Annotated in this window: 28 protein-coding genes; 15 read left to right on the forward strand and 13 right to left on the reverse strand. The window is 67.2% G+C overall.

The genetic code is table 11. The annotated features are described in order from the left end of the window. Positions 1–15: 15 nt before the first annotated feature. On the forward strand, positions 16–828 hold the full coding sequence (dacZ, locus tag MU521_RS11940) for a diadenylate cyclase DacZ (protein ID WP_092692986.1): 813 nt from the start codon (positions 16–18) through the stop codon (positions 826–828). Further along, positions 828–1,607, forward strand: coding sequence for a mechanosensitive ion channel domain-containing protein (locus MU521_RS11945; protein WP_092692983.1), 780 nt, complete (start codon positions 828–830; stop codon positions 1,605–1,607). The genes dacZ and MU521_RS11945 overlap by 1 nt, the downstream gene beginning before the upstream one ends. On the opposite strand, the gene MU521_RS11950 is transcribed toward MU521_RS11945, so the two are convergent. Next, positions 1,604–2,179, reverse strand: a complete 576-nt coding sequence (locus MU521_RS11950) for an acyltransferase (RefSeq protein ID WP_092692980.1) — start codon at positions 2,177–2,179, stop codon at positions 1,604–1,606. The genes MU521_RS11945 and MU521_RS11950 overlap by 4 nt on opposite strands. A 149-nt stretch (positions 2,180–2,328) precedes the next feature. Then, positions 2,329–3,618, reverse strand: coding sequence for a phosphoribosylamine--glycine ligase (gene purD, locus MU521_RS11955; RefSeq protein ID WP_092692977.1), 1,290 nt, complete (start codon positions 3,616–3,618; stop codon positions 2,329–2,331). Between the two features lie 102 nt (positions 3,619–3,720). On the opposite strand from purD, the gene MU521_RS11960 reads away from it, so the two are divergent. Together MU521_RS11960 and MU521_RS11965 are read left to right on the forward strand one after the other, a co-directional pair. Continuing rightward, positions 3,721–5,862: a thioredoxin domain-containing protein gene (locus MU521_RS11960; RefSeq protein WP_092692973.1), complete on the forward strand. Its 2,142-nt coding sequence runs from the start codon at positions 3,721–3,723 to the stop codon at positions 5,860–5,862. 53 nt (positions 5,863–5,915) lie between these two features. After that, entirely contained in the window at positions 5,916–8,150 is a 2,235-nt protein-coding gene (locus tag MU521_RS11965) for a DUF2298 domain-containing protein (protein ID WP_092692966.1), read from the forward strand. A gap of 36 nt (positions 8,151–8,186) precedes the next feature. On the opposite strand, the gene MU521_RS11970 is transcribed toward MU521_RS11965, so the two are convergent. The 3 genes from MU521_RS11970 to MU521_RS11980 form a co-directional block, all read right to left on the reverse strand. Beyond that, positions 8,187–8,516 carry a hypothetical protein gene (locus tag MU521_RS11970; protein ID WP_139171124.1) on the reverse strand — a complete coding sequence of 110 codons (330 nt, stop codon included), beginning with the start codon at positions 8,514–8,516 and terminating at the stop codon, positions 8,187–8,189. A 196-nt stretch (positions 8,517–8,712) separates the two neighbouring features. Beyond that, positions 8,713–9,117 carry a TlpA family protein disulfide reductase gene (locus tag MU521_RS11975; RefSeq protein WP_092692959.1) on the reverse strand — a complete coding sequence of 135 codons (405 nt, stop codon included), beginning with the start codon at positions 9,115–9,117 and terminating at the stop codon, positions 8,713–8,715. A gap of 53 nt (positions 9,118–9,170) precedes the next feature. Further along, positions 9,171–9,620 (reverse strand): DUF488 family protein, N3 subclade, encoded by a 450-nt coding sequence (locus MU521_RS11980; RefSeq protein WP_092692955.1) that lies wholly within the window; start codon positions 9,618–9,620, stop codon positions 9,171–9,173. Positions 9,621–9,736: 116 nt separating this feature from the next. Between MU521_RS11980 and MU521_RS11985 the strand changes: the two genes are divergently transcribed. Next, entirely contained in the window at positions 9,737–10,738 is a 1,002-nt protein-coding gene (locus MU521_RS11985) for a PLP-dependent cysteine synthase family protein (protein WP_092692952.1), read from the forward strand. Between the two features lie 159 nt (positions 10,739–10,897). Here MU521_RS11985 and MU521_RS11990 read toward each other — a convergent pair whose 3' ends face one another. The 3 genes from MU521_RS11990 to cyaB form a co-directional block, all read right to left on the reverse strand. Beyond that, the gene (locus MU521_RS11990) at positions 10,898–11,476 is read right to left on the reverse strand and encodes a DUF5804 family protein (protein WP_092693167.1); all 579 of its coding nucleotides are present in this window, start codon (positions 11,474–11,476) and stop codon (positions 10,898–10,900) included. Between the two features lie 60 nt (positions 11,477–11,536). After that, on the reverse strand, positions 11,537–12,739 hold the full coding sequence (locus tag MU521_RS11995) for a methionine adenosyltransferase (RefSeq protein ID WP_092692949.1): 1,203 nt from the start codon (positions 12,737–12,739) through the stop codon (positions 11,537–11,539). A gap of 65 nt (positions 12,740–12,804) precedes the next feature. Beyond that, positions 12,805–13,353 carry a class IV adenylate cyclase gene (cyaB, locus tag MU521_RS12000; RefSeq protein ID WP_092692945.1) on the reverse strand — a complete coding sequence of 183 codons (549 nt, stop codon included), beginning with the start codon at positions 13,351–13,353 and terminating at the stop codon, positions 12,805–12,807. A 115-nt stretch (positions 13,354–13,468) separates the two neighbouring features. Between cyaB and MU521_RS12005 the strand changes: the two genes are divergently transcribed. Next, positions 13,469–14,452, forward strand: a complete 984-nt coding sequence (locus MU521_RS12005) for an FKBP-type peptidyl-prolyl cis-trans isomerase (RefSeq protein ID WP_092692942.1) — start codon at positions 13,469–13,471, stop codon at positions 14,450–14,452. Between the two features lie 159 nt (positions 14,453–14,611). Then, positions 14,612–15,454: a bacteriorhodopsin gene (locus MU521_RS12010; protein ID WP_092692940.1), complete on the forward strand. Its 843-nt coding sequence runs from the start codon at positions 14,612–14,614 to the stop codon at positions 15,452–15,454. Between the two features lie 3 nt (positions 15,455–15,457). Here the strand turns inward: MU521_RS12010 and MU521_RS12015 are convergent, their stop codons facing one another. Together MU521_RS12015 and MU521_RS12020 are read right to left on the reverse strand one after the other, a co-directional pair. Further along, complete coding sequence (locus MU521_RS12015) at positions 15,458–16,087, reverse strand: RAD55 family ATPase (protein WP_092692937.1); 630 nt, start codon at positions 16,085–16,087, stop codon at positions 15,458–15,460. Between the two features lie 29 nt (positions 16,088–16,116). After that, positions 16,117–16,770: a MinD/ParA family ATP-binding protein gene (locus tag MU521_RS12020; RefSeq protein ID WP_092692935.1), complete on the reverse strand. Its 654-nt coding sequence runs from the start codon at positions 16,768–16,770 to the stop codon at positions 16,117–16,119. Between the two features lie 102 nt (positions 16,771–16,872). On the opposite strand from MU521_RS12020, the gene pyrB reads away from it, so the two are divergent. The 3 genes from pyrB (at position 16,873) to MU521_RS12035 (ending at position 19,299) form a co-directional block, all read left to right on the forward strand. Next, positions 16,873–17,787, forward strand: coding sequence for an aspartate carbamoyltransferase (pyrB, locus tag MU521_RS12025; RefSeq protein ID WP_092692932.1), 915 nt, complete (start codon positions 16,873–16,875; stop codon positions 17,785–17,787). After that, positions 17,784–18,248: an aspartate carbamoyltransferase regulatory subunit gene (gene pyrI / locus MU521_RS12030; protein ID WP_092692930.1), complete on the forward strand. Its 465-nt coding sequence runs from the start codon at positions 17,784–17,786 to the stop codon at positions 18,246–18,248. The genes pyrB and pyrI overlap by 4 nt, the downstream gene beginning before the upstream one ends. A gap of 226 nt (positions 18,249–18,474) precedes the next feature. Next, positions 18,475–19,299 (forward strand): hypothetical protein, encoded by an 825-nt coding sequence (locus tag MU521_RS12035; protein ID WP_092692927.1) that lies wholly within the window; start codon positions 18,475–18,477, stop codon positions 19,297–19,299. Here MU521_RS12035 and MU521_RS12040 read toward each other — a convergent pair. Further along, positions 19,296–19,784 (reverse strand): hypothetical protein, encoded by a 489-nt coding sequence (locus tag MU521_RS12040; RefSeq protein WP_092692925.1) that lies wholly within the window; start codon positions 19,782–19,784, stop codon positions 19,296–19,298. The two genes, MU521_RS12035 and MU521_RS12040, sit on opposite strands and share 4 nt — an antisense overlap. Before the next feature lie 91 nt (positions 19,785–19,875). Continuing rightward, positions 19,876–20,433, reverse strand: coding sequence for an NUDIX hydrolase (locus MU521_RS12045; protein ID WP_092692922.1), 558 nt, complete (start codon positions 20,431–20,433; stop codon positions 19,876–19,878). Positions 20,434–20,836: 403 nt separating this feature from the next. On the opposite strand from MU521_RS12045, the gene MU521_RS12050 reads away from it, so the two are divergent. The 4 genes from MU521_RS12050 to MU521_RS12065 are packed head-to-tail and all read left to right on the forward strand — an operon-like array spanning position 20,837 to position 22,870. Then, positions 20,837–21,454 carry a DUF7504 family protein gene (locus tag MU521_RS12050; protein ID WP_092692920.1) on the forward strand — a complete coding sequence of 206 codons (618 nt, stop codon included), beginning with the start codon at positions 20,837–20,839 and terminating at the stop codon, positions 21,452–21,454. Between the two features lie 45 nt (positions 21,455–21,499). Continuing rightward, positions 21,500–21,697: a DUF1918 domain-containing protein gene (locus MU521_RS12055; RefSeq protein ID WP_092692917.1), complete on the forward strand. Its 198-nt coding sequence runs from the start codon at positions 21,500–21,502 to the stop codon at positions 21,695–21,697. A 7-nt stretch (positions 21,698–21,704) separates the two neighbouring features. After that, positions 21,705–22,142, forward strand: a complete 438-nt coding sequence (locus tag MU521_RS12060) for an RNA-binding protein (RefSeq protein WP_092692914.1) — start codon at positions 21,705–21,707, stop codon at positions 22,140–22,142. After that, positions 22,142–22,870 (forward strand): RNase P subunit p30 family protein, encoded by a 729-nt coding sequence (locus MU521_RS12065; protein WP_092692912.1) that lies wholly within the window; start codon positions 22,142–22,144, stop codon positions 22,868–22,870. The genes MU521_RS12060 and MU521_RS12065 overlap by 1 nt, the downstream gene beginning before the upstream one ends. 4 nt (positions 22,871–22,874) lie before the next feature. On the opposite strand, the gene MU521_RS12070 is transcribed toward MU521_RS12065, so the two are convergent. Further along, on the reverse strand, positions 22,875–23,816 hold the full coding sequence (locus MU521_RS12070; protein WP_092692909.1) for a hypothetical protein: 942 nt from the start codon (positions 23,814–23,816) through the stop codon (positions 22,875–22,877). A gap of 141 nt (positions 23,817–23,957) precedes the next feature. Between MU521_RS12070 and MU521_RS12075 the strand changes: the two genes are divergently transcribed. After that, the gene (locus tag MU521_RS12075; protein WP_092692907.1) at positions 23,958–24,185 is read left to right on the forward strand and encodes a DUF7385 family protein; all 228 of its coding nucleotides are present in this window, start codon (positions 23,958–23,960) and stop codon (positions 24,183–24,185) included. The last annotated feature ends 7 nt before the right edge of the window (positions 24,186–24,192 follow it).

The following is a 24,192-nucleotide window of genomic DNA, read 5'->3' on the forward strand; positions in this document are numbered from 1 at the left end:
CGGGTCGATACAGCAATGAGCGACTTGCGTGAGCTACTTGCGGGTCTCGTGTCCGACGTGGACGCCGTCTTCCTGTTTTCTCCGAGCAGTTCGTTCTACGAGTCGTTCGAGAACGTAGACGACGCGCTGGTCGTGGTCGTCGCACCGGAGAACTCGGTCGGGGCCGAGGAGTTCGTCGAGCTCCCGCTGGAGTTCAACGACGTGACCAGTCGCGTCCGGTTCGGCGTCGAGGGCGCGATGGATCAAGAGCTGGTCGACGACGGGGACGAGATCGCCTGTGCCGTCAAGACCTTCGACGAGGATATCGACACGGTGATGCGGGTCAAGGCCAACAACTTCTCGCCGTCGGGCGTCTACGGCCTGTTCGTCAACTCCCGGGCCGAACCCTCCGTCATCCGTGACGTGCTGGAGGTCGCCGTCGAACTCGGCAAGAAAGGCCAGAAGGGCAAACCCGTCGGCGCGCTGTTCGTCGTCGGCGACGCCGGCAAAGTGATGAACAAGTCCCGACCGCTCTCGTACAACCCCTTCGAGAAGTCCCACGTCCACGTCGGTGATCCCATCGTGAACGTGATGCTCAAGGAGTTCTCCCGGCTGGACGGCGCGTTCGTCATCTCCGACTCCGGGAAGATCGTCTCCGCGTATCGCTATCTCGAGCCCTCCGCCGAAGGCGTCGACATCCCCAAGGGACTGGGTGCCCGCCACATGGCGGCCGGGGCGATCACCCGGGACAGCAACGCCGTCGCAATCGTCCTGAGCGAGAGCGACGGCCTCGTGCGAGCGTTCAAAAGCGGTGAACTGATCCTCGAACTCGATCCGGAGGAGTACTGATGTCACTGCACGAGGGGGTCCTGCGGTACCTGACGAGTTCACCCTTTCTCGCCGCCAGCGCGATCTTCATCGTCGGACTGGTCTCGGGGTACCTCCTGGGCCAGTTCGTCGGGCGAGCCCTGCGGGCCATCGGCCTGCCAGGGGTAGTCGAGGGAACTGCCTTCGAGCGCAGCGCGCGTGGACTGGGTACCTCGACGGTCGGCCTGCTCTCGCAACTCGTCGCCTTCTCGGTGTACCTGGGGACGACCATCGCCGCGCTCGACGTGGCGGGGGTGGTGGCGATGGCGGCCGTCCTGCCCTTCTTCGCCGCCTTCCTCCCGCAGGTGTTCATCGCCGTCCTCGCCGTCATCGCGGGCCTGGTCGTCGGTGACAAGGCGGCCCTGCTCGTCAGCGAACACCTCCGGGGTGTCAAGCTCCCCGAAGCCGGCCTGATCCCCACACTGGTCAAGTACAGCATCTTCTACATCGCCGGGCTGATCGCGTTGAACCAGCTCAACGTCTCCACACAGGCCCTGCTCATCCTGCTCGCCGCCTACGTCTTCGGTGCCATCTTCCTCGGCGGGCTGGCCTTCCGGGACCTCCTCTCTGCCGGCGCGGCCGGCGTGTACCTCCTCCTGAACGAACCGTACAGCATCGGCGACGAGATCCGCGTCGGCGACCGGACGGGCATCGTCCAGGAAGTGGACCTGTTCGTCACCCACGTCGAGAACGACGGCACCGAGTACATCATCCCGAATCAGCAGATTCTGCGCGAAGGGATCGTCCGGATTCGGGATTAAATCTCTTCGGCCGGTACGCCCGCCACCGTCGTCTCGGGCGGCACGTCTTCGGTCACCAGCGAGTTCGCCGCGACCTGCGCGCCGGCACCGATCTCGACGCCCGGCAGCACGATGGCTCCCGCGCCGATCATCGCCCGCTCGCCGACGACGACCTCGCCGGTACGGTACTCCTCCTGGAGGAACTCGTGACACAACAGGGTCGCGTCGTAGCCGACGATGGCGTGGTCCTCGACGGTGATCAGTTCCGGCCAGAACACGTCCGGTGTCGCTTCGAGGCCCCAGGAGACCCCCTCGCCGACGGTGACGCCGATGCGGCGCAACAGCCAGCTTTTGAGCCGCAGACTCGGCGCGATCCGCGCGAGGACGATCACGGCGTAGTTGAGACAGACCCGGACGAAACTGCGGGCCTCCAGCCAGTGCTGGAGCGAGTTCTTCGGCCCCCGCGTGGCGTGGACGGTCGTCGCCGCGTGTCGTTCGGGCCGTGCCGAACCGTCGTCGGCGGCGCGCCCCTCGCCCGAATCGGTCCCCGAACCGGTCGCCGGTCCGGTCCCGTCGTCTGGATCGTCGGTCACGCTCCAGTCGTTCGGCAGCGACGGATATGAATGGTGCCCATCGTCCGCCGGGAGCCACTTCGACGGAGTCGGCGACAACTGTCGGGCCGGTGGTCGAGCGCTGGACGACGCGAAAAACTGGCTGCTCTCGCTGTCCGATCAGGACGTCGCTAGTCGCGCAACTCGGCCATGTGGTCGATCCGGCGCTGGACGAGATCGGGTTTGCCGATGTCGTGGCGGACGCGCAGGCCGTCGGTGCCGGCCCGCTGGAGCGCGTCCTCGGCGACTTCCTCGGCCTCGGTGATCGAGTCGGCGACGCCCACGACCGCGAACGAGCGGGAGGTCGTCGTGTAGATCCCGTCGTCGCGCTCGTCGACGGAGGCGTAGAAGAGGAGCGCGTCGCCCGCCGAGTCCGCGTCGATCTGGACTTTCGCCCCCGCTTCGGGGTCGGTCGGGTAGCCGTCGGGGACGGCGTACTTGCAGACGGTGGCCTGGCGCTGGAACGCCAGTTTCGGGAGTTTCTCGCCGTCGCGGGCGGCCGTCAGCACGTCGAGGAAGTCCGTGTTCAGAACGGGGAGCGTGTTCATCGCCTCGGGGTCGCCGAAGCGCGCGTTGAACTCGACGACTTTGATCCCGTCGGCGGTGAGCATGAACTGGCCGTACAGCACCCCTTTGTATCCGTCCAGCGCGTCGACGACGGCCCGGAGTACGTCCACGGCGTCGTGGTACTCGTCTTCGGTCATGAAGGGGAGTTCCAGCGAGCCGTCGCTGTAACTGCCCATGCCGCCGGTGTTGGGGCCCTCGTCGCCCTCGTAGGCGCGCTTGTGGTCCTGCACGGCTGGCGTGACGCGCAACTCGCCGTTGGCGACGAACGCCTGGATCGTGAACTCCTCGCCGATCAGGCGCTCTTCGAGGACGATCCGGTCGTAGTCCGAATCGCGGATGTACGCCTTGGCCTCCTCGGCGTCGACCTGGTCGCCCATGACGCGGACGCCCTTGCCGCCGGTGAGGCCGGCGGGCTTGATCGCGAGGTCGCCGTCGTACTCGTCGATGTACTCGCAGGCGGCCTCGGTGTCCCGGAACTCCTCGAAGTCGGGACAGCCCGGCACGCCCTCTTTCTCCATGAAGCGGCGCTGGAAGCCCTTGTCCGTCTCGATGCGGGCTTCCTCCTCCTGCGGGCCGAACGTGTAGATACCCGCGTCGTCGAGCGCGTCGGCGACGCCGGCTTCCAGCGCCGCTTCCGGGCCGATGACCGCGAGGTCCGCGCCCACGTCCTCGGCGTAGGAGACGACCGCGGGCGGCGTCGTCGTGTCCAGCGTCTCGAATCCAACGGCGATCTCCGCGATCCCCGGGTTGCGGTTGCCGGCACAGGCGTACAGGTCGGCGTCGGAGTCGGCGAGCGCACGAGCGATGGCGTGCTCGCGACCGCCACCGCCCACCAGCAGCACGGTCTCTGTCATAGGAAAACCCGCGAACTACGCTCACGTAAGCGTTACCATACCCGCTGTGGGCCCCGGTCCCGCGTCCCCGCCCTCAAGTGCCCGGCGCGTCTACCCCGTCCCATGACCGACGCGGCTCCCGCCGACCGGAACCGACTCGACGACGAGGAGAGCCCGTATCTCCGCCAGCACGCCGACAACCCCGTCAACTGGCAACCGTGGGACGACGCCGCCCTCGACGCCGCCCGCGAACGCGACGTGCCCATCTTCCTCTCGGTCGGCTACTCGGCCTGCCACTGGTGTCATGTGATGGAGGACGAATCGTTCGAGGACCCCGACATCGCCCGCAAACTCAACGAGAACTTCGTCCCGATCAAGGTCGACCGCGAGGAGCGGCCCGACCTCGATTCCATCTACCAGTCCATCTGCCAGATGACACAGGGCACCGGCGGCTGGCCCCTCTCCGTGTTCCTCACGCCCGAGGGCGAGCCCTTCTTCGTCGGGACGTACTTCCCGCCTGAATCCAAGCGCGGGATGCCGGGCTTCGGCCAGCTGCTCGACGACATCACCGAGAGCTGGGAGACCGAACGCGACGGGCTCGAACAGCGCGCCGAGAAGTGGACGAACGCGGTCAAGGGCGAACTCGAGGAGACGCCAGAATCGGCCGGCGAGGCACCCTCGGAGACACTCGACGCGGCCGCACAGGCCGCCGTCCGCGGAGCCGACCGCGACCACGGCGGCTGGGGCCGCGGCCAGAAGTTCCCCCAGGCCGGCCGCGTCCACGTCCTCCTTCGGGCCCACCGCCGGACCGGTCGCGACCAGTACCGCGCGGTCGCCACCGAGGCGCTGGACGCGATGATCGAGGGCGGCCTCTACGACCACGTCGGCGGTGGCTTCCACCGCTACTGCACCGACCGAGACTGGACGGTCCCCCACTTCGAGAAGATGCTGTACGACAACGCCGAGATCCCCCGTGCTCTGCTGGCTGGCTACCAGGCGACCGGCGACGAACGCTACCGGGAGTACGCGCTGGAGACCCTGGAGTTCGTCACCCGGGAACTCCAGCACCCCGACGGCGGCTTCTTCAGCACGCTCGACGCCCAGAGCGAGGGCGAGGACGGCGAGCAAGAAGAAGGAGCCTTCTACGTCTGGACGCCCGAAGAAGTCCGGGAGGCCGTCGCCGGGACGGAGTTCGACGCCGTGGACGACGACACCGCCGCCGACCTGTTCTGTGACCGCTACGGCGTCACCGAACCCGGGAACTTCGAGGGCCGGACCGTGCTGACGGTCGTCGCCGACAGCGACGACCTCGCCGACGCGTACGACCTCGACCGCGACACGGTCGAGACGGTCTTGGACGAGGCGACAGCCGCCGTCGTCGAGGCCCGCGCGGACCGGCCCCGACCCCGCCGCGACGAGAAGATCCTCGCCAGTTGGAACGGGCTGATGCTGTCGGCCTACGCCGAGGCCGGCCTCGTGGCGGGTCCCGGGGCCGTTGAGCCGGCCGTCGACGCACTGGATTTCCTCCGGGAACATCTCTGGAACGCCGAGGAAAAGCGGCTCGCCCGGCGGTACAAGGACGGCGACGTGAGCGTCGACGGCTACCTCGAAGACTACGCATTCCTCGCGCGGGGCGCGTTCGACATCTATCAGGTCACCGGCGAGGTCGACCACCTCGCGTTCGCGCTGGACCTCGCACGAGCCATCGAGGCGAACTTCTGGGACGCCGACGCGGGAACACTGTACTTCACGCCGGCCGACGGCGAGGGCCTGGTCGCGCGCCCCCAGGAACTCACCGACCAGTCGACGCCCTCCAGTGCCGGGGTCGCCGCCGATCTGTTGCTCGCGCTCGATCAGTTCCTGCCCCGCGATGGGTTCGCCGACGTGGCCGAGACCGTGCTGGCGACCCACGGCAACGAGATCGAGTCCGACCCGCTCCGGCACGCGTCGCTCGTGCTGGCCGCCGACGGCTACGAACACGGCGGTCACGAACTCACCGTCGCCGCCGATTCACTCCCCGAGAGGTGGCGGGCGGCCGTCGGCGAGGCGTACCTCCCGGGTCGCATCCTCACGCGCCGGCCGCCCAGCGCCGACGAACTGGCGGACTGGCTCGACCGGCTGAATCTCGACGAGGCACCACCGATCTGGGCCGACCGGGACGAGCGCGACGGCGAACCGACGGTGTACGCCTGTCGCGCGTTCACCTGTTCGCCGCCGCGCCACGACATCGGGGCGGCGCTGGAGTGGTTCGAGACAGCGGATTGATGGGTGTCGCCGTGTTTTTGTAACCGCGCCGTGAGCCACCCACCCGAGAACGGGTGATTCCCATCGACGCCGTCGTCGGCTGGCTGGTCGTCTGTCTCGTCCTCGGGCTGGCCGGCGGACTGATCGCACTCGGACCGCTCGCAAGCCTCGGTCACTACGCGCCGGCGTTCGGCCTCCCCGCGGCGCTGTTCGTGGTCGGGAGCGTCGCGCTCTGGATCGGCCACCTCTCGATCACGGCCGGACTCGTGGCCGGTCTCGCAGTGTTGGTGGTCGCCGCCGTCGTCACGGCCCGCCGGACGGACTGGCGCGACCGGTTCCGGGCCGGGCTGCCCGCCTACGGCCTCTTCGTCCTCGCGTTCGTTTGCCTGCTCACGCTCCGTGCTTTCGACCCCGCCGCCGATCCCGCGAGCGGCGAGAAGTTCCTCGATTTCGGGTTGCTCCGCGCACACATCCGAGCGACGGCCCTGCCGGCCGAAGACATGTGGTTCGCCGGCGAACCGTTCAGCTACTACTACGGCGGGCAGTTCACGGCCTCGCTCCTGGCGCGGCTCACCGGCACGCCGGCACGGCTCGCCTACAACCTCTCGCTGGCTACCTTCTACGCGACCCTCGTGACAGCCGCCTACGGACTGGCGGGCGCGATCGGCCAGCGCTGGGACGCCGGTCGCGCCGCCGCCCTCGCAGGCGTCTTCTTCGTCGGCATCGCGAGCAACCTGTCACCAGTCGTCCGCCTCCTGTCGGCCCTCGTCGACGGGTCGCTCACATCCGCGCTGGCGGGGCTGGACTACTGGCCGGCCAGCCGCGTCGTGCCGGGCATGATCACCGAGTTCCCGCTCTTTGCCTACCTCAACGGCGACCTGCACGCGCACATGCTTGCGGCACCGTTCTCGCTTCTGGCCGTCGCCTGTCTGTACGCGTACTTCGAGACGGACGCGGGGAAGCGACGATACCGGCAGGGCGTCGTGTTCGGCATCGTCCCGGCCATCGCGGGCTTCGTGACCGTGACCAACGGCTGGTCGCTCCCGATCCTCCTCGGCGTGGTGTGGCTGACACTGTACTTCGCCCCCGCGTCGCCCGTGTCGCTCGGCTTCGACCGCCTGCGCGAATCCGTCCCGCTGTCCGGCGACGCGCCGGTCGTCCGGTTCGTTCGTGACGGGCGGGCACTGGCGACGACGCTCGCGACCGGCGTGGTGGCGCTGCTGGCGGTCGGCTGGTCGCTCCCGTTCTGGTCGGTCTCGGCGACCACCGGACTCTCCATCGCCTTTTTTCCGACGCGGAGTCCACTCGGATCGCTCCTGCTCGTCCACGGCCCCTTCCTCGCCGTCCTCGTGCCGTACCTGCTGGTGCGGTTGACGCCGGACACGGAGGTCCGGACGAGCGCCGGTATCGTCGTGGGCGCAGTCGCGATTGTGAACTACCTCCTCTCGGGCTTTGCCGGCGTGGTCGTGTTCGCGATGCTCGTGCTGGTCGCCTGGTTCGTCCCCCAGCGCGGCCGCCGATCCGACGCTGACGCCCCGGTGGGCTACGAGGGCGTCCTCGCGCTCGCCGGTTTCGGCTTGATCGTCCTGGTGGAACTCGTCTACCTGAACGAGCCGACCAGGATCGGGCGTGTGAACACCTTTTTCGAGACCTACGCCGCGGTCTGGTTGCTGTTGGCCGTCGCCGCCGCCGTCGTCGTCGGCCGCCTGCTGTCCGACGGTGACGGGCCGTCGCTCCCCAGGATCGGCGGCGTCGACCTCGGCCCGATCCTCGTGGCGATACTGGTCCTCTCGACCGGTGTCTACGGCGTCGCCGCCGTCGTCGAGTGGACCGACGGGGACGGCGAACCGCACAATAGCGTCGACGACCCGACGCTCGACGCGCTCTCGTTCGCGACGGAGCGATACCCCGACCGCATGGCCGCGATCACCTGGCTCGACAATCAGTCGGGGACGCCGGCGCTGTTGACCGCGCCCGGCTCGGGGATCGACCCGGACTACTACTGGGTCAACGCCCCGTCGAGTCTGACCGGCGTCCCGACCGTCGCCGGAAGGGCACGCGAAGTCGGGTTCCGTGACCCCGACGCCTACTGGCGTCGCGTCGACGACGTTGACGTCATGTTCGAAGGGAGTCGGTCGGACCGGCATCGCCTCCTCGACCGCTACGGTGTCCGATACGTCTACTACGGCCCCGAGGAGCGCAGGCGGTACGGCACCGACCGGTTCGACGACGACCCCGCCACGGAACCCGTCTTCGAGAACGACGCCGTGACGATCTACCGCGTGAACCGGTCGACGCTCCGGTACTGACCTGGCTACCCACCAGCCGGAGCCCGCGATGCAGTCTCACCAGTCGTCGTCGAGCGGCCCGTACACCCCGCCGTCGTTGCGACCGCCGGCCCAGGTCCAGTGGACGGTCTGGAGGATGCCATCGGTCACCCACTGGTCGGAGTCGCTCGGCGCGTCGTGCCCGTCGTCCTGCACCAGCCGGGAGCAGTCTTTCGCCAGACCGGGAACCGTGAACGACGCCGCGCCCCCGTCGTTGTCACCCGTCCACTTCTCGTGGACGATCACCGAACTCACGTCCCCCTCCAGCCCATCGTGGAGACACGTCGTACAGGTGTCTGATGAACTGCCGCCTGTCGAGTCCCGCGTTCGTGTTCCGTCGCATCGCATCGATGTCGGTCACCTACGCCCTTCGTTATATTCCGAATAGAACAGGTCAGTTGTCTGTACTCTCCACTCCGGAGACAGCGGGGCGCGGTTACGGCGTTCCTCCCGGGTCGGGTGAGGGGGAGTCGTTCGCTACCGGGCGGTCACGGCTGTCGCGACCAGGTTGCAGGTCGGCGCCGGCTCGGCCGTCGCTGGCCACTCAGGCCGTCGTTTCGACGTCGGCGAGGTCGTCGGCGAGGGCCACCGCGATGGGGACCTCCGCGTCCTCGACGAATCGGGCGAGTTCCTCGCCCGTCTCCGAGTCCTCGACGACGACCGTCGGGATGTACTCGATGCCGTACTCCGCGACGCCGGGGCCGGTCTTCGATCCGTCGTCTTCCTTCTCGGTCGGGTAGTGTTCGATCCGGGACTCGGAGATGTCGGCCGCCTTCAGCGCCGCGCCGAAGGCCGGAAGCTGCGACCGGCAATCCTTGCACCAGTCGCCGCCCCAGACTTTGAACACCACGGTCTCGTCCAGATCGCGCAGCGTCTCGACCGTCTCCTCGTAGGAGTCTTCGTCCCAGACCGGGTCCGGTTCCATCGTCGTGAGTCGTCCGTCGCTCATACCGTATCAACGCGGTCAGCGGCCTTAACCAGTGCGTTCCCGACAGCCGACCGTCAGGTCCCGTTCGCCAGCCGTCCCTCCAGCAGTTCGACCAGCACGTGCCGGTGACACCGCTTGTCCTCGGCCTCGAAACAGACGAGGACGACAGTCTCGCCGTCGCGCACCCGCTCGGCCAGGTCCGCGAGTGCGGCCTGCGCGTCGGGGGACTCGCGGACGTGCTTGCGGTATCGCTCCTCGAATCCCACCTCGTCCCAGGCCGCGTTGTGCGCACCCTCGTCACAGAGGCCCTGCGTCTTCAGGTCCTCCTGGCGCTGTTTCGTCGCTTCCAGCAGGTCCGTCGGCGGCCCCAGCGCGGGCCGGTTCTCGTCGACCGTACCGTGGAACCAGCCCGTCGGCTGGCGGACGACACCGACCAGCGCGGCGTCGTCGAAGGCGACCAGATCGTGCTGGAGGGCGGCGACGTAGGTCTCGGTGACCTCGCCGGCAGCCGACGGTCGTGCCATGGTACCGTCTCGAACGGGCGTGCGCAAAAACCCGGCGGCCAGGCGGGTGTCAGCGACCGAGGCACACCCTGCCGGCGGCAGTGAGCACTTAAGCGGGGGTGGCATATCGGGGGCAAATGCACGCGTCGATTCTGGAGACCATCGGGTCGCCGCTGGTGCAGGTCAAGTCCCCGCCGGGGGCGACCGTCGCCGCGAAGATCGAGTCGAAGAACCCGGGCGGGTCGGCCAAGGACCGCCCCGCGCTGGCGATGATCGAAGCCGCCGAGGCCGCCGGCGACCTCGAACCCGGCGACCACATCGTCGAACCGACGAGCGGCAACACCGGGATCGGTCTCTCGCTCGTCGCCGCCGCCAAGGGCTACGACATCACCATCGTCATGCCAGCCTCCAAGTCGGAGGAGCGACGCAACCTGATGAAAGCCTACGGCGCGACCCTCGAACTCGTCGAGGGCGAGATGGACGCGGCCAAAGAGCGCGCCAATCGGCTCGAATCCGAGGAGGGCATGGTCCAGCTCCGGCAGTTCGAGAACCCCGCCAACCCCGAAGCCCACTACCGGACGACCGGCCCCGAGATTCTGGAACAGTTGGGCGACCGCACTCCCGACGCCTTCGTCGCCGGCGTCGGTACTGGTGGAACGCTCTCGGGAACGGCACGCCGCCTGCTCGAAGAGTTCCCCGACATGGAAGTCGTCGCCGTCGAACCCGAGGACAACGCCGTCCTCTCGACGGGTGAGTCGGGGTCGGACGACTTCCAGGGGATGGGCCCGGGTTTCGTCAGCGACAACCTCGACACCGACCTGCTGGACTCGGTCGAAACTGTCGGCATCGACGCCGCGGAGGCGGAGTGCCGTCGTCTCGCCCGCGAAGAAGGGATTCTGGTCGGGCAGTCCTCCGGCGGCACCAACGTCGTCGCCCGCCGCGTCGCCGAGCGACTGGCCGACCCCGGCGCCGACTGCCCGCCCGCCCCCGACGAGGGTGGTCCCGGCCCGGGGATCGTGATGGACGGCGACGGCCCCGCCGATCCCGGGTCGGACACGTTCACCGACTGTCCGCTCGTCCTCACCGTCTTCTGGGACTCCGGCGAACGGTACATGTCGACCGGGATGTTCGGACACTAAATTTTTACTTCGGGGGGTGCGCGAAGCGCACCCCCACTCGCAAAAATTTAGTACAAAAACTACCCGGACGCTCACTTCGTTCGCGTCCGGTGAACCGCGCTCGCTCCGCTCGCGCGGATGCTCGACCCCTACAGCAAGCGCCTCCGCACCGCGACCGCCCTATCGCTGTTTCTCGCCGCCGAACTCGGCTTCGGCCACTCTGACGACGAGCGTGTCAGAAACGTCCTGCAGGTCGTACTCGGGGAGTTCCGGGCCAGTCCGGGCGGCGTACATCGGTTCGACCAGCGCCGGGGCCGTCTCGACGGTCGTGTCGTCGGGCTCGTCGTCCGTCTCGGACTCGCCGGCGTCGGTGTCCCCGTCGCTCGACACCGTGTCGGGCGGGCCGCCGTCGTCACGGTCGGACTCGTACTCGACGCCGTAGATCCTGAGGAAGCGTCCGGTCTCGTCGGCGGACAGTTCGTCGTCGCGGACGGCGACCGCCAGATCCCGGGAGAGCCACTCGGTCTCGCTGACGCTGGGTTCGCGGACGAACGCGTCGCGCGTGAACCGGACGAGATACCAGTTCAGATCGTTCAGGAGGGCGACGGCCGCGCCGAGGCTCACCGTCTCGACGGCGACGGTGTTCTCGAACGGCTCGCGCAGGTCGTAGGTCGCGAGGGCGTTCCGGGCCGTCTCCCGCGAGAGCAACTCGTACCGGAGATTCACCTCCGGATCGCCGACGAGACAGACCTGTGTCACACTCGTCGGAACAGGGCCGCGAAGCATAGCGGTTTCGGCTCCCCGACCGGCAAAACCGGATCAGAACGTCGAGAGGTCGCCGTCGATGGCCCGCTCGGTGATCGAGGTCACGTCGGCGAGACGCTCGTCGACGATCCTGGTCACTTCGTCCTCGATGTCGGCGACGGAGACGCCGTCTTCCGTGACGACGTGCGCGTCGGCCACGTGGGGCTGGTCGATGGGGCGACCGATCTGGCTGAGCAGCCGGATCTGGAGTTCCCGGATGCCGTCGACCTCGTCGACGACGGCGTCGGCGATGTCCGTCGAGAGCAGGTTGTAGATCTTCCCGATGTGGTTGACGGCGTTTTTCCCGCTCGTGGCCTCCATGCTCATCGGCCGGTTGGGGGTGATGAGACCGTTCGCGCGGTTGCCACGGCCGACCGAGCCGTCGTCGCCCTGTTCGGCGGAGGTACCGGTGCAGGTCAGGTAGATCGCGCCCTCCTCGTAGTCGTCGGCGGTGTTGACGTGGACGGTGACCGAGCGGTCCGTGATCGAGCGGGCCAGGTCACCCACGTACTCCCGGACGCCTTCGACGGCGTCGCGGTAGGCGTCCATGTCAGCGACGTACTCGTCTATCATCGCCACGGCGACGGTCACGTCGACCTGATCGCCCTCGCGTTTGCCCATCACCTTCACGTCCGGGCCGATTTCGGGGTTGTCGTCGGCGTACTCGCCGTTGAGTCGGCGTTCGGTCTCGTGGACGATCTGCTCGGTCTCGGTCAGCGGCGCGTGGCCGACGCCGAAACTCGTGTCGTTGGCCATCGGCACCGCGCCGTCTTCGCCGAACACTTCCTGCAGGTCGCCGCTGCCCTCGCCGAGTTTCACGTCGATCACGACATCTCGGCCCACGTCGAGCTGTGGAATCTCCTCGTTGAGGTAGTCGCGGGCGGCTTCGAGGGCGATGGTCTCGGCCGGAATCTTCGTCCCCTCGTACTCCTTGGTCGCGCGGCCGACGATCAGCAGATAGATCGGTTCCTGGATCTCCCCGCCGCCGAAGGCCGGTGCGGCGCTGCCCGCGACCAGCTGAGTCTCGTCGGTGTTGTAGTGGAGAGGCTTGCCGACGCGTTCGAGGTATGCCTGGGCGAGTGCCTGCGAGACGCGCTCGGCCACGCCGTCACAGATCGAGTCCGGATGCCCGATCCCCTTGCGCTCGACGATCTCGACTTCCTGATCTTCGACTGCGAGCCGGGTAGTCGGCTCGACGCGAATGTTCCGCTCGGTCATTACCCGTGCCTTGGCAGGTGGGGATTCTATAACTTCCGGAAATGTCGAGACTGACAGAATTACTGTCAAGCATCCCCATCCGCGAGTAGCATGCCGAGATAGGAGGTTCGGATCCCGTCGTCGGGGTCCAGACCGAGCGATTCGAGGAGTCTCGCGGCGGCTTCGCGCTCGGTCGGCACGTCGGCCTCGCGCTCGCACTCGGTCTCGACCTCGACGAACTCGCCGACCTCGGCCACGGAGTCGAGGGTGACGGTGAACTCCTCTATTCGGAATCGGGTGCGCTCTTTCTCGACCGTTGCGGCCGGCGAGAAGCCCAGGGACTCGAAGATGGCCTGGACGCGCTCCCGATCCGCCACTTCCGACTCGATCTCCTCGCGGGTCTTGGACTCGGCCTCGACCAGCGGCCCCTTGTAGGTCAATTCGGTTATCGCGCCACCGGCGTCCCGTTCCTCGCGGAGGCGCAGTGCCTCGTCGGTCGCCGCAAAGTCCCGGTGGGGCGCGTCGAAGTAGGTGTCGACCTGTTCGACGGTCCCCAGCGGTTCGGCGTCCAGTTCGGCCAGACGGTCCCGGACGGCCTCGTGGTCGGCGCGGACCTTGACCTCCACTTCGTACATACCTCCCGATTCGCGGGGCAAGACTAAAGAATCCGGATTCCGGCCGGTCGCCCGGTCAGTCGGCGGCCCGGGTCGAAACGTTGTGCTTATAGGCGTAACCCATTACCTTCACGGTATGAGTGACGAAGCCGAGGCCGACGAGGCCGAACAGGCCGATGACGTAGCAAACAGCGAGGAGACAACCGAATCCGAACAGTCCGGGCTCCAGGCGGGCGACTTCGTCGAACTGGACTACACCGCCCGCACCGTCGAGGAGGGCACCATCGTCGACACGACCTACCCCGAGGTCGCCGAAGAAGAGGGCCTGGACGAGGAAGACCGCGAGTTCGAGCCCCGCACGCTCGTGCTCGGTGAAGAGTTCCTCTTCGAGGCCGTCGAAGAAGACATCATCGGCGGCGAGGTCGGTGACAGCGGCACCGTCGAGATTCCCGCCGCGGAGGCGTTCGGCGAGTTCGACGAGGACGACGTGCGCACCGTCTCGGTCAACAAAATCCCCGAGGACGACCAGTACCCCGGCGCGCAGGTCCAGATCGACGGCCAGCAGGGCCGGGTCGAGACCCTCGTCGGTGGCCGCGCCCGCGTCGATTTCAACCACCCGCTGGCCGGCGAAGACATCGAGTACGAGTACGAGGTCGTCGGCCGGGTCGAGGACCAGCTCGAACAGGCCCGCAGCCTCTTCGACATGTACCTCGGCATGGATCTAGAGATGTGGATCCAGACCGACGAGGTCGAGGAAGAGGAACTCGTCCAGCCCGACGAGGAGGGTGACGAGGACGACGAACCCGAACCCGAGACCGAAATCGTCGAGGTCGAGAAGGAGACCCTCTACATCGAGGCCAACCCCCAGCTCAGTATGAACCAGCAGTGGATGATGCAGAAACAGCAGATCTGTCAGCAGGTCACGGACCTGCTCGGTCTCGACCGCGTGATCATCCAGGAGATCATCGACGGCTCCGGGATGGGCATGGGCATGGGCGGCATGATGGGCGGCATGGGCGGCGGCGAGGGCGACATCGAGGAAGCCCTCGAAGACGCCGACGTGGACGCCGACGAGATCATGGAGGAGATCGGAGGCGCGGCCGAGGACGCCAACGAGTAATCCCCTCGGGCCAGTCTTCTCGTCTTTTTTTCGAACGCAGTCGCATCGCTCGTCGCGGACGCGGCGGGGACCACTGACTGGATGGGGTGCTGTTTTATCAGATAGTGGTATGTAATACGAACGGTTCCGCAAAAATCGACCGCGGAGCCGACTTCACACATGCTCGATACAGCCACTGCCGCGGCCACGAGATTGGCACAGCCGGATGTACTGCTACAGACGGAGACCAGCGCGGTCGAGATCCTCCGGAACGACACGGTGTTGAGCGCGTCGCTGTGGGCGAACGTCGCCCTCGCGGGGCTGGCGATTCTGCTTTTCGTCTACATGGGACGGAACGTAGACACACCACGTGCTCGGTTGATATGGGTATCGACACTTCTGGTACCACTCGTCTCGATCGCCAGTTACTCCGCACTGCTCTCCGGGCTGACGATCGGGACATTGGAGATGCCCGCCGGACACGCCCTGGCCGGCGAATCGGTGTTCTCCCCGTGGGGTCGCTACCTGACGTGGACGTTCTCCACACCCATGATCCTGCTGGCGCTTGGCCTGCTCGCGGGCACGGACACGGCGAAGCTCTTCACTGCGATCACCATGGACGTGGGAATGTGTGTGACGGGACTCGCCGCTGCGCTCGTCACCCAGTCGTACCTGCTTCGGTGGGCGTTTTTCGGCATCAGCTCGGCGTTTTTCCTCGTCGTCCTCTACATCCTGCTGGTCGAGTGGCCCGACGACGCGGCCCGGGCCGGGACCGCCGACATCTTCGGGACGCTGAAGGTGTTGACGGTGATCCTGTGGCTCGGATACCCGATCCTCTGGGCGCTGGGCACGGAGGGTCTCGCCCTGCTCGACGTGGCGATCACGTCCTGGGGCTACTCGGGGCTCGACATCCTCGCGAAGTACGTGTTCGCGTTCCTGTTGCTTCGCTGGGTCGCAGGCAACGAAGACGCGGTCGCGACGGCACCGGACAGCGCAACGGCGTCGGCGGCCGCCGACGACTGACGATCAGGCGATATCCCGGCTCGTGTCGATGGAGACCTCTTCGACGAGGTCGAGTTTGATCACGTCGGAGGGCGCACGCCCGCCACGGAATTTCGGGATGGCGAGCCGGTTCTCCACGTCGTCGCCGTTGGTCTCCGTCTCCAGCTGGAAGATGACGTCGGCGAAGTGTTCGGTGGAGTCCCGCAACCGCGGAATCTGGTGGCCGGTGAGACAGTGCAGGACGGCCAACGATCCGGTGTTGAAGATGTGGTTCTGGAGGTCGTTCACGAAGTTGCGGAACCGCGAGGGCGGTTCCTGGGTCTCCAGGACGTTCACCGGGTCGATGATGAGGTTCGAGGTCTCCGGAAGTGCGGAGACGAGTTTGCCGGCGTTGTCGAGCGGCGCTTCTCCGGGAATGTGCCGGACGGTGGGGTCGCCGGTCTCGGTCGGCGAGTTGCGAATGCTGTCTGAGACGGCCTCCTCGGAACGGTCGAGCGAGAGGTAGAGTGTGCCCCGGGTCGCGGTCAGTTCGTAGAGAAAGAGCTCGGCCTGGCTCGCCGGGTCGGCACAGAGCGCGACGATACTACCGGCCGGGATACCACCGTTGAGCTTCCGGTCGAGAACGTCGATCCCGGTCCGGAGCCGATTCTCCATGTCAGTACGAGCCAAGCGTACCCAGCAGATTAAATATTCCGTTGTTGAACCTTTCTTGCGACCCGTCGATACACCGTACGAACCGTTTTCGTCGGGCGATCTCCACTCGAAACGTAGGTTACGCGGGCCGCAACCGGACAGTTCATCGCGGCGCGCGCGGTCCCGGCCGGGACCGTGGCCGCGTCGTCGGCCGGACTGGTCTCGACCAGCACCGCGAGGAGTGGCGGCGCGTCCAGTTCGCGGGCCATCGCGGCGGTCTTGACGGCGTCCCGGAGCGACCGGCGACGCGGGGTCGAGACGAGGAGCGTCCGGTCGGCGACGCGCAACGGGCCGACCGCGTTGGCCATCGCACCGGCCGGACAGTCGAGCAGGACCGGCCCGTCCCACGCGCGCAGTCGAGGTGCCGCGGCGGCGAGGGCGTCCGCGTCGGCCCCCGTCGCCGGGAGGACGGCGAGGGCGGGATGGTCGGCCGGAGTGTGGGCGACACTCGCGGGTCGCCGTCCGTCGGCCACGGCGGCGAGACCGGGTTCGCGCGGGACGCCTGCGACACGGTGGAGGTCGGGCATCTCCACGTCGGCGTCGACCAGCAGCGGTGACCGGCCGTCGGCGGCGAGTGCGCGGCCGAGGCGGTACGTCGTGGTCGTCTTCCCACACCCGCCCTTGCCGCCAGCTATCGCGAGCATGGCCGCGGGTGGTCGCGGTTTCGGTCAAAAGCGTTCGGAGTCGGTTTCGATTCGTCCCGACTAACGAGGGATTCAAGAGGCCGCGGGTCGCGGGTTCTCTCAATGCCCCAGGACCACATCATCAGCGCGAAACACCTCTCGCGTGCCGACATCGAGTCGGTACTGGATCGCGCGGCCGAGATCGCCGCCGATCCCGAGGCCGTGGCCGACCGGCACGCCGGGCAGTTGCTCGGCATGCTCTTTTTCGAACCGAGCACGCGCACGAAGATGAGTTTCTCCGCGGCGATGAAACGACTCGGCGGCGACATCGTCGACATGGGCCCGGTCGACCAGTCCAGCGTCAAGAAAGGCGAGAGTCTCGCCGACACGGTGCGGGTCGTCGAGGGCTACGCCGACGCCCTCGTGATGCGCCACCCGCTCGAAGGCTCGGCCAAGATGGCGAGCGAATTCGTCGACGTACCCCTGATCAACGCGGGCGACGGGGCCGGCCAACACCCAACACAGACGCTACTCGACCTCTATACCATCCGGGAGTCGGCGGGGTTTTCGGACCTGACCGTGGGGATCATGGGCGACCTGAAGTACGGCCGGACGGTCCACTCGCTGGCCCACGCACTGACGACCTTCGACGCTCAGCAACACTTCGTCAGCCCCGAGAGTCTGAAGCTCCCGCGCGGGGTCCGGTACGACCTCCACGAGGCGGGGGCCTCGATGCGGGAACACACGGAACTCGAGGAGGTGCTGGACAGCCTCGACGTGCTGTACGTCACCCGGATCCAGGCCGAGCGGTTCCCCGACGAGGACGAGTACCGCAAGGTCGCCGGGGAGTACCAGATCGACGCCGAGACGCTGGCGGCGGCCAAAGACGATCTGGTCGTGATGCACCCGCTGCCCCGCGTCGACGAGATCGCACCCGACGTGGACGAGACGGATCACGCACGCTACTTCGAGCAGGCACACAACGGCGTGCCGGTGCGTATGGCATTACTCGATCTCATCCTGGAGGGCAACCTATGAGCGAGGACCAGCAACTCAGAGTCAGCAAGATCACCGAGGGAACTGTCATCGATCACGTCACGGGCGGCCAGGCGCTGAACGTCCTGGCGATCCTGGGCATCGACGGCTCCGGCGGCGAGGAGGTCTCCATCGGAATGAACGTCCCCTCCGAGCGACTGGGTCGGAAGGACGTGGTGAAAGTCGAGGGCCGCGAGTTGAGTCAGGACGAGGTGGACGTCCTCTCGCTGATCGCGCCTGCGGCGACGATCAACATCGTCCGGGACTACGACGTGGTCGAGAAACACCGCGTCGAGCGACCCAGCGAGGTCGTCGGCGTCCTGCAGTGTCCCAACCGCAACTGCATCACCACGAAAGACGAGCCGGTCGACTCGCGCTTCGCCGTCCTCGAGGAGGGCGTGCGGTGTGCGTACTGCGACACGATCATCCGGGAGTCCATCGCCGACCACATCCACGTCGACTGAGGGCGGTCCGCCCCGGATTCGGGTCCTGTGACCCCGGAAGGATTATACCTCGACCCGTCGTTTTTTATCATGCAATGTCCAAGAAGCTCAAGCTCGCTGCCGCCCTGGTCGCCATCGTACTCGTGTACCGTCTGGCGGTCAAGAAGTGAGTCGACGCCACTGACGTATCGCGCGCGAACCGCCCTGGCCCCGACGGGCTTTTCCCGGCCGCTCCGTACCCACAGATATGTACGGCGTCGTCACCCGCAACGAGGAAGAGTTGGCCTGGTCCGAGTTCGACCGGTCGTTCTACGAGGTCAAAGACGTCACCGGCCGGGCCGCCGAACCTGTCCCCGAGGGCATCAGCATGGTCTCCTGTTTTGGCGACAACGCCGCCGCCGACGCCAACCCCGAACTCGTCCCAGTCTCCGAGGACGGAGAGCCCGCCACGCGGGAGCGGCGCTACTTCGACTGGGCCTACGTCTGCCCCACCCGCGACGACTACCGGGAGGGCCTGCTGGAAATCGTCGAAGACGCCGCCGACGTGACCCCGGACGTGCGCCTCGACGACGTGGGCTTTCCGCGCCCGGAGTACTGCCACTGCGACCGCTGTGAACGGCGCTTCGCCGAGAGCGAGTTCGACGACTGGTTCGCCTGGCGCGCCGACGTGATCACCGAGTTCGTCCGCGAGGCCCGCGAACACGTCCCCGGCGACCTCTACCTGACGCTGTACCCCGACCCCTACCCCGGCCACGTCTACGAACGGGCTGGCCTCGATATCGACGCCCTCGAAGAATACGTGGACGAGTTCGTCGTCCCCATCTACGACATGGCCTACACGACGACCTACTGGCTGGAGATCATCGCGTCGGGCTTTGCCGACGCGCTCGACACCCCGTTCAGCGTCGAGTTGTACGCCGTCGACGTCGAAATCGACAACCTCATCGATGCCGCCGAAGTCGCCAGCGAGTACGGCGAGAGCGTCCTGTTCGGCTACGACGCCAGCAACGCGCGGGCGACGCTCAGGCGCATGAACGCCGACGGTCGCGAGGGCGAGGAGTTCGGGACTTAATCGACCGGGACGACGGTCTCGACCGTCTTGTTGCCCTGGCCGGTCTGCAACGTCGTGAACAGGAGCCCGTCGTTTTCCCTGAGTGCGAGCCCGTCGCCGATCCCCACGTTGATCTCGAACGTGCTGCTGACCGTCTCGTTCGCGGCGATGGCTCCCGGGGCGACCGCCCCGCTCCAGGCTTCCTTCTTCGCGCTGCCGTTCTCGTACCTGGTGAACAGGGCGTGATCCGCAGTCACGTTCAGCGACCTGTTCCCCGTGTTTCTGATCGTCGTGTTCACCACCCGGCAGGTGCGGCCACACTCCGAGCCGCCGACGAGCGTGAAGGTCAGGGCCACGTCGCTCTCGTTTCCGTCGCCCGTCGTCGGCGGTGTTGTATCGTCGTCCCCACCGCCCGGTACCAGGCCGAAGACGAACGCCGCACCGACCCCTGCTATCACGACCGCGCCGACGACACCGGCGACGACAGCCATCTGTGATCGTTCCATCCGTATCCACACCAACCCACCTGTCAGGTTTAAAACCGCTTCCGATTTCGGCGCGTGGAAACAGTGGCCGAACTGCCGGCGTGACCGTCGATCACAGCGCCCGCTCGCGCCAGGTGAGCAGTTCCGCCCGGTCGCGGGTGTCCTCGGGCAGGTCCCTGAACCACCGCGCGTCGGAGATCTCCCCGTCGGGGTCACGGACTTCGAGGTCGGTCGACTCCGCCCGGGCTGCAAACACCGGGAGGACGCCCCAGGCGTGATGACCGTCGCTGCGAAAGTTGACCCGGGCGAGGACGCCCAACCCCTCGTAGGCGGCGTCGATGCCGGCCTCCTCTCGGAGTTCGCGGCGTGCGCCCTCGCGCAGGGACTCGTCGGCGTGGACCTCACCGCCGGGGACGACCCACATGTCGACACCCTCGTGACGGACGAGCAGGAGGGCGCCCGACTCGCGGTAGACCAGCGTGTGCGCACCGTAGGGAAGCCCGTTCTCCCGGATGCGGTCGGCGACGGTCCGGAAGCGCGACCGGGAGACGCTCCGTGTGCGCTCGTACTCGACGTAGTTCTCGTGGTCGCTGGCGAGCCGGTGATACGTCCGTTCGGCCCGCTGATCGGCCTCGTCGGCGAGATACCACAGGTTGTCGACGGCCGTCATCGTGCCGCGTCTGCGTGGCGTGGCGTTTGCACGCGATCCGGAGGGGCGGCGAAAGAGTGCGAACGGTCGACCATGTCGACCTATTTTAGACGAGCCAGCAATAAGTCTTCGACACTGGCCGTCGCGACCGCTCGCCCGTCCGAAGCGTCTCCCGACGGTCGACGCGTCCGGCTCGCGGTTGCACCGCTCGCTCGTTCGGAGATTCTCCCTGCGGTCGAATCTCCTGGCAGACGCCCGTCTGACAGGGAGTTATGTGGGCTCGGCCGGCTTGCACTGTCATGGAACACGGGAGCAACCCTCCCAGACGTGATCGGTTCAGGGGTCGTGGGCCGGATCGCTTCGGGGACCAGTCTGAGTGTGGACGTACTGACGACGGTCGTGAGTGGATTCGTGGTGAGCCCCGATGACGACCACGGAGCGCGTGGCCGGCCAGAACCGCGAGCAGTTCCCGGACGACGGGGCCGTCCTCCTGCTGGCACCCTCCGTCGGTGACGCCGAGCGCGACGCCTGCACGGAGTTGCTCGCGCACCACGACGCCGCCAGTAGCCGCGTGGTTCACGTCCTCTACATGGAGTCAGCCATCGAACGGTATCGTTTGATCGAGTCGCAACTCCCCGCTCACCCGGCGGAGTCGGCGGTCGTCGCGGTCGGAGCCGGCGGTGTCGTCGGCGAGCGCGGGCCGGACCCCCCGGCGGAGCACTACCACGTCCAGCGGCTGACCGACCCGGCGGATTTGACTGGGCTCGGGATGGCGCTCAGCGACGCCCTCGGCGAGTGGGCGGCGGTCGGGGACGTGACGCTCTGTTTCGACTCGCTGTCGATCCTCCTGCAGTACGCCGACACCGAGCGCCTCTTTCGCTTCCTGCACATGCTGACCAACAGGTTGACCGAACTCGGGGCCAGCGCACACTTCCACATCGACCCGGCCGCCCACGACGAGCAGACTGTCGCGCAACTGGCCCAGGCGTTCGACGACCAGGTCAGGGTCGACGGCGACGGCGACCGCATCGTCGAGGGGTGAGCGCGAATCAGTCCCTTTTTAGGCCGGCGTGAGTAGATTTCGGGTATGAGTTTCGAGGAAGACGACACCGTCATTCTGCACGACGAGCACAGCGAGCACGACGGCGAGGAGGGCGTGATTACGCAGGTCATGGAGACGATGTTCGGCGACGCCAACTACACCATCAGCTTCGACGACGGACAGGAGGCCGGCATCTCCGAGGACTCGCTCGAACTCGTCGACGAAGCCGACGACGAGGAGTAACGTAGCCGTGCCGTCGGTCCCCTTCCACTACGTCGACCTCCGCGCGTTCTGTTACGCCACCGAAGACGAGAAGCGCGTCGAGGGCGCACTCCGGACCTTCCTCCCCGAGGAGGTCGAGATCGAGCGCGCGACCTCGGAGGGGCACCACGGCGACCGCATCGTCGTCCTCTCGGCCCGGGTCGAACGGGCCGACGAGATGCGCCACGTGCTGAACCGTCTGAGCGACCTCGAGACCGCCCAGCAACTGGCCGACGAACTCGACGAACGGGTCGACGACAACTGCTCGCTGTTCCTCAGGCTGGACAAACAGGCCGCCTTCGGCGGTGACGTTCGACTCGGCGACGGACTGACCGTCCGGGCCAAGGTCGAGGCCTACCCCGCGACGAAGGAGAAAGCGGTCGAGAACGCCCGCGAAGCTCTGGAGACGTTCATCGCGGAGTCGTAATGTACGAGGGCGTCCACGCGCGACCGGACGGTGAGAGTACGGTGGCGCGACAGGCGCTCACCGCCGCCGAGTACGGGTACTCGGGCGTCGTCGTCCGCAACCACGGCGACCAGCCCTGCGACGCCGATTACGACGAAATCGCCGAGACCTACGGCATCGACGTGGTCGACGGCGTCGAGGTCCGGGCCGACGATCCCTCCCGTGCCAGCGGTTTCGTCGGCAACTACCGCGACGAAAAGACCGTGGTCTGCGTCCACGGCGGCGACGACCGGCTCAACCGCTTCGCCGTCGAACAGCCCGCCGTCGACGTGCTGGCCCACCCGATGGACGGCGGCGACTTCAACCACGTCCTCGCCAAGGAAGCCGCGCGTAACGGCGTCCGCGTCGAGTTCTCGCTGGTCCGGGCCCTCCGCGAACAGGGCGGCACACGCGTCCGGGCGATCCAGGACCTCCGGAAACTCCGCGAGATGGTCGAGACCTACGACGTACCTTACGTCGTGAGCGTCGACCCGACCTCGCATCTAGACCTTCGGGCCCCGCGGGACCTCCGGGCCGTCGGCGAGGTGATCGGCTTTTCGGGTGAGCAGGTCGAGCGAGGACTCCGGGAGTGGGGGCGGCTGGCCGAGCGCAACCGCGAACGGCAGTCCGACCGGTACGTCGAGCCAGGTGTTCGGCTCGGGGAGTACGAGACGGAAGACGACGGGGACGGACCTTCGGACACGGAGTAGGCCCTCACTCCCCCTCGTCGATCTCGATGGTGACCGGGTCGTCCGGGTCCCGCGTGGGAATCGACCGCTCGTAGATGTTCTCCAGCGCCGTGCCGGCGTGGGCGACGAGCATCTCCAGCAGGGAGCGGGTCTCCTCGGTGACGGCGGTGTCGCCCCGATCCGGCGCGACCAGCGCCGTCGTGGCGCTGTCGGTCTCGGTGACCAGAATCGTCACGACACGCTCTACATCTTCGGGGAGTCCCGCCGGCAAATCGTCCTCGTGGGTGACGACGGTGGCCGGTTCCGCGCCGGCGGCCAACCCGGCCAGTTCCGCGATGGTCTCCTCGTCGACGCCGGCGATGGTGCTCTCGACGAGCGTGGCGAACCCGCCCCGACGCTCGACGAAGGCCACGTCGCGGAACTGGACGAGCGTCGTGGCGGCCTCGACACAGAGGGAACTCACCTCGTCCATCGTGTCACACTCGTTCAGCGCCCGGCCGTAGTGGTTCGTGTCGGCGGCGCGGTTGGCGAACGTCTCGATCCGGTCGCGCTGGCGTTTCAGCTCTTCCCGGTCGATCCGGCTGCGCACGTCGTAGATGCCCACGAGGACGCCGGCAAGCGTCCCGGCGGTAACGTTGTCCATGGCGACGTATGGGGCTGCCCCAAACACGTCGAAAGTCTCGGTGGCGACGTTCAGCGAGAAGAGGATCAACGCGGTGATCGCGGCGAAGGCGACGGCGCCGCCGACGACCCACGCGCCGACGACGGTGCCGTACTCGACGTAGTCGGAACTCCGGGCGACCCAGACGCCGGCGAAGGTGATCGCGGCCGCCATCGCCAGGAACGGGAGGAGATCGACGAGGAATCCGACGGTCGTCGACGTGCGAGCCATCGCGTGTGCGACCTGGACGGCGGCCAACAGGAGACCCACGGCGGCGATGGCCGACCCCTGGAGCCGTCGTTGCATAGTCCTCCATGGCCGTCATGATAGTTGGCTCTATGGGTCGTTTTCGTCGGTGACTCGCGTGATGGTGGACCCGACCCCGGCGGGTTCGGGCCGTGCAGTCCGGGCGTGTGATTTATACTGGCCGCGTGACCCGCTTTCTGTATGGAGGATTACGACGAACTCGTCTCCTCGTTGACGCCCCGGCAGGAGAGCGACTCGGTTAGCATCTACCAGAACACGGTCGGCATCGCCTGCCCCGCCTGCGAATCACCGTTCGACAATCTGATCGTCTGCAAAGACGAGTACAACTCACTGGAACTGGACTTCGCGATGGACATCTGCACCGCGATGCACGACGGGAATCCGTTGCTGTTCACGCACAAGCACTGACGGGACC

It is taken from the genome of Halorientalis regularis (genome assembly GCF_023698535.1).
Classification (GTDB): domain Archaea; phylum Halobacteriota; class Halobacteria; order Halobacteriales; family Haloarculaceae; genus Halorientalis; species Halorientalis regularis.

What these genes read in the sequence shown, in the direction of transcription:
- dacZ (WP_092692986.1), top strand. Translation starts at nt 16, where the DNA reads ATGAGCGACTTGCGTGAGCTACTTGCGGGTCTCGTGTCCGACGTGGAC.
- MU521_RS11945 (WP_092692983.1), top strand. Translation starts at nt 828, where the DNA reads ATGTCACTGCACGAGGGGGTCCTGCGGTACCTGACGAGTTCACCCTTT.
- purD (WP_092692977.1), bottom strand. Translation starts at nt 3,618, where the DNA reads ATGACAGAGACCGTGCTGCTGGTGGGCGGTGGCGGTCGCGAGCACGCC.
- MU521_RS11960 (WP_092692973.1), top strand. Translation starts at nt 3,721, where the DNA reads ATGACCGACGCGGCTCCCGCCGACCGGAACCGACTCGACGACGAGGAG.
- MU521_RS11970 (WP_139171124.1), bottom strand. Translation starts at nt 8,516, where the DNA reads ATGCGATGCGACGGAACACGAACGCGGGACTCGACAGGCGGCAGTTCA.
- MU521_RS11975 (WP_092692959.1), bottom strand. Translation starts at nt 9,117, where the DNA reads ATGAGCGACGGACGACTCACGACGATGGAACCGGACCCGGTCTGGGAC.
- MU521_RS11980 (WP_092692955.1), bottom strand. Translation starts at nt 9,620, where the DNA reads ATGGCACGACCGTCGGCTGCCGGCGAGGTCACCGAGACCTACGTCGCC.
- MU521_RS11985 (WP_092692952.1), top strand. Translation starts at nt 9,737, where the DNA reads ATGCACGCGTCGATTCTGGAGACCATCGGGTCGCCGCTGGTGCAGGTC.
- MU521_RS11995 (WP_092692949.1), bottom strand. Translation starts at nt 12,739, where the DNA reads ATGACCGAGCGGAACATTCGCGTCGAGCCGACTACCCGGCTCGCAGTC.
- cyaB (WP_092692945.1), bottom strand. Translation starts at nt 13,353, where the DNA reads ATGTACGAAGTGGAGGTCAAGGTCCGCGCCGACCACGAGGCCGTCCGG.
- MU521_RS12005 (WP_092692942.1), top strand. Translation starts at nt 13,469, where the DNA reads ATGAGTGACGAAGCCGAGGCCGACGAGGCCGAACAGGCCGATGACGTA.
- MU521_RS12010 (WP_092692940.1), top strand. Translation starts at nt 14,612, where the DNA reads ATGCTCGATACAGCCACTGCCGCGGCCACGAGATTGGCACAGCCGGAT.
- MU521_RS12015 (WP_092692937.1), bottom strand. Translation starts at nt 16,087, where the DNA reads ATGGAGAATCGGCTCCGGACCGGGATCGACGTTCTCGACCGGAAGCTC.
- MU521_RS12020 (WP_092692935.1), bottom strand. Translation starts at nt 16,770, where the DNA reads ATGCTCGCGATAGCTGGCGGCAAGGGCGGGTGTGGGAAGACGACCACG.
- pyrB (WP_092692932.1), top strand. Translation starts at nt 16,873, where the DNA reads ATGCCCCAGGACCACATCATCAGCGCGAAACACCTCTCGCGTGCCGAC.
- pyrI (WP_092692930.1), top strand. Translation starts at nt 17,784, where the DNA reads ATGAGCGAGGACCAGCAACTCAGAGTCAGCAAGATCACCGAGGGAACT.
- MU521_RS12035 (WP_092692927.1), top strand. Translation starts at nt 18,475, where the DNA reads ATGTACGGCGTCGTCACCCGCAACGAGGAAGAGTTGGCCTGGTCCGAG.
- MU521_RS12040 (WP_092692925.1), bottom strand. Translation starts at nt 19,784, where the DNA reads ATGGAACGATCACAGATGGCTGTCGTCGCCGGTGTCGTCGGCGCGGTC.
- MU521_RS12045 (WP_092692922.1), bottom strand. Translation starts at nt 20,433, where the DNA reads ATGACGGCCGTCGACAACCTGTGGTATCTCGCCGACGAGGCCGATCAG.
- MU521_RS12050 (WP_092692920.1), top strand. Translation starts at nt 20,837, where the DNA reads ATGACGACCACGGAGCGCGTGGCCGGCCAGAACCGCGAGCAGTTCCCG.
- MU521_RS12055 (WP_092692917.1), top strand. Translation starts at nt 21,500, where the DNA reads ATGAGTTTCGAGGAAGACGACACCGTCATTCTGCACGACGAGCACAGC.
- MU521_RS12065 (WP_092692912.1), top strand. Translation starts at nt 22,142, where the DNA reads ATGTACGAGGGCGTCCACGCGCGACCGGACGGTGAGAGTACGGTGGCG.
- MU521_RS12070 (WP_092692909.1), bottom strand. Translation starts at nt 23,816, where the DNA reads ATGCAACGACGGCTCCAGGGGTCGGCCATCGCCGCCGTGGGTCTCCTG.
- MU521_RS12075 (WP_092692907.1), top strand. Translation starts at nt 23,958, where the DNA reads ATGGAGGATTACGACGAACTCGTCTCCTCGTTGACGCCCCGGCAGGAG.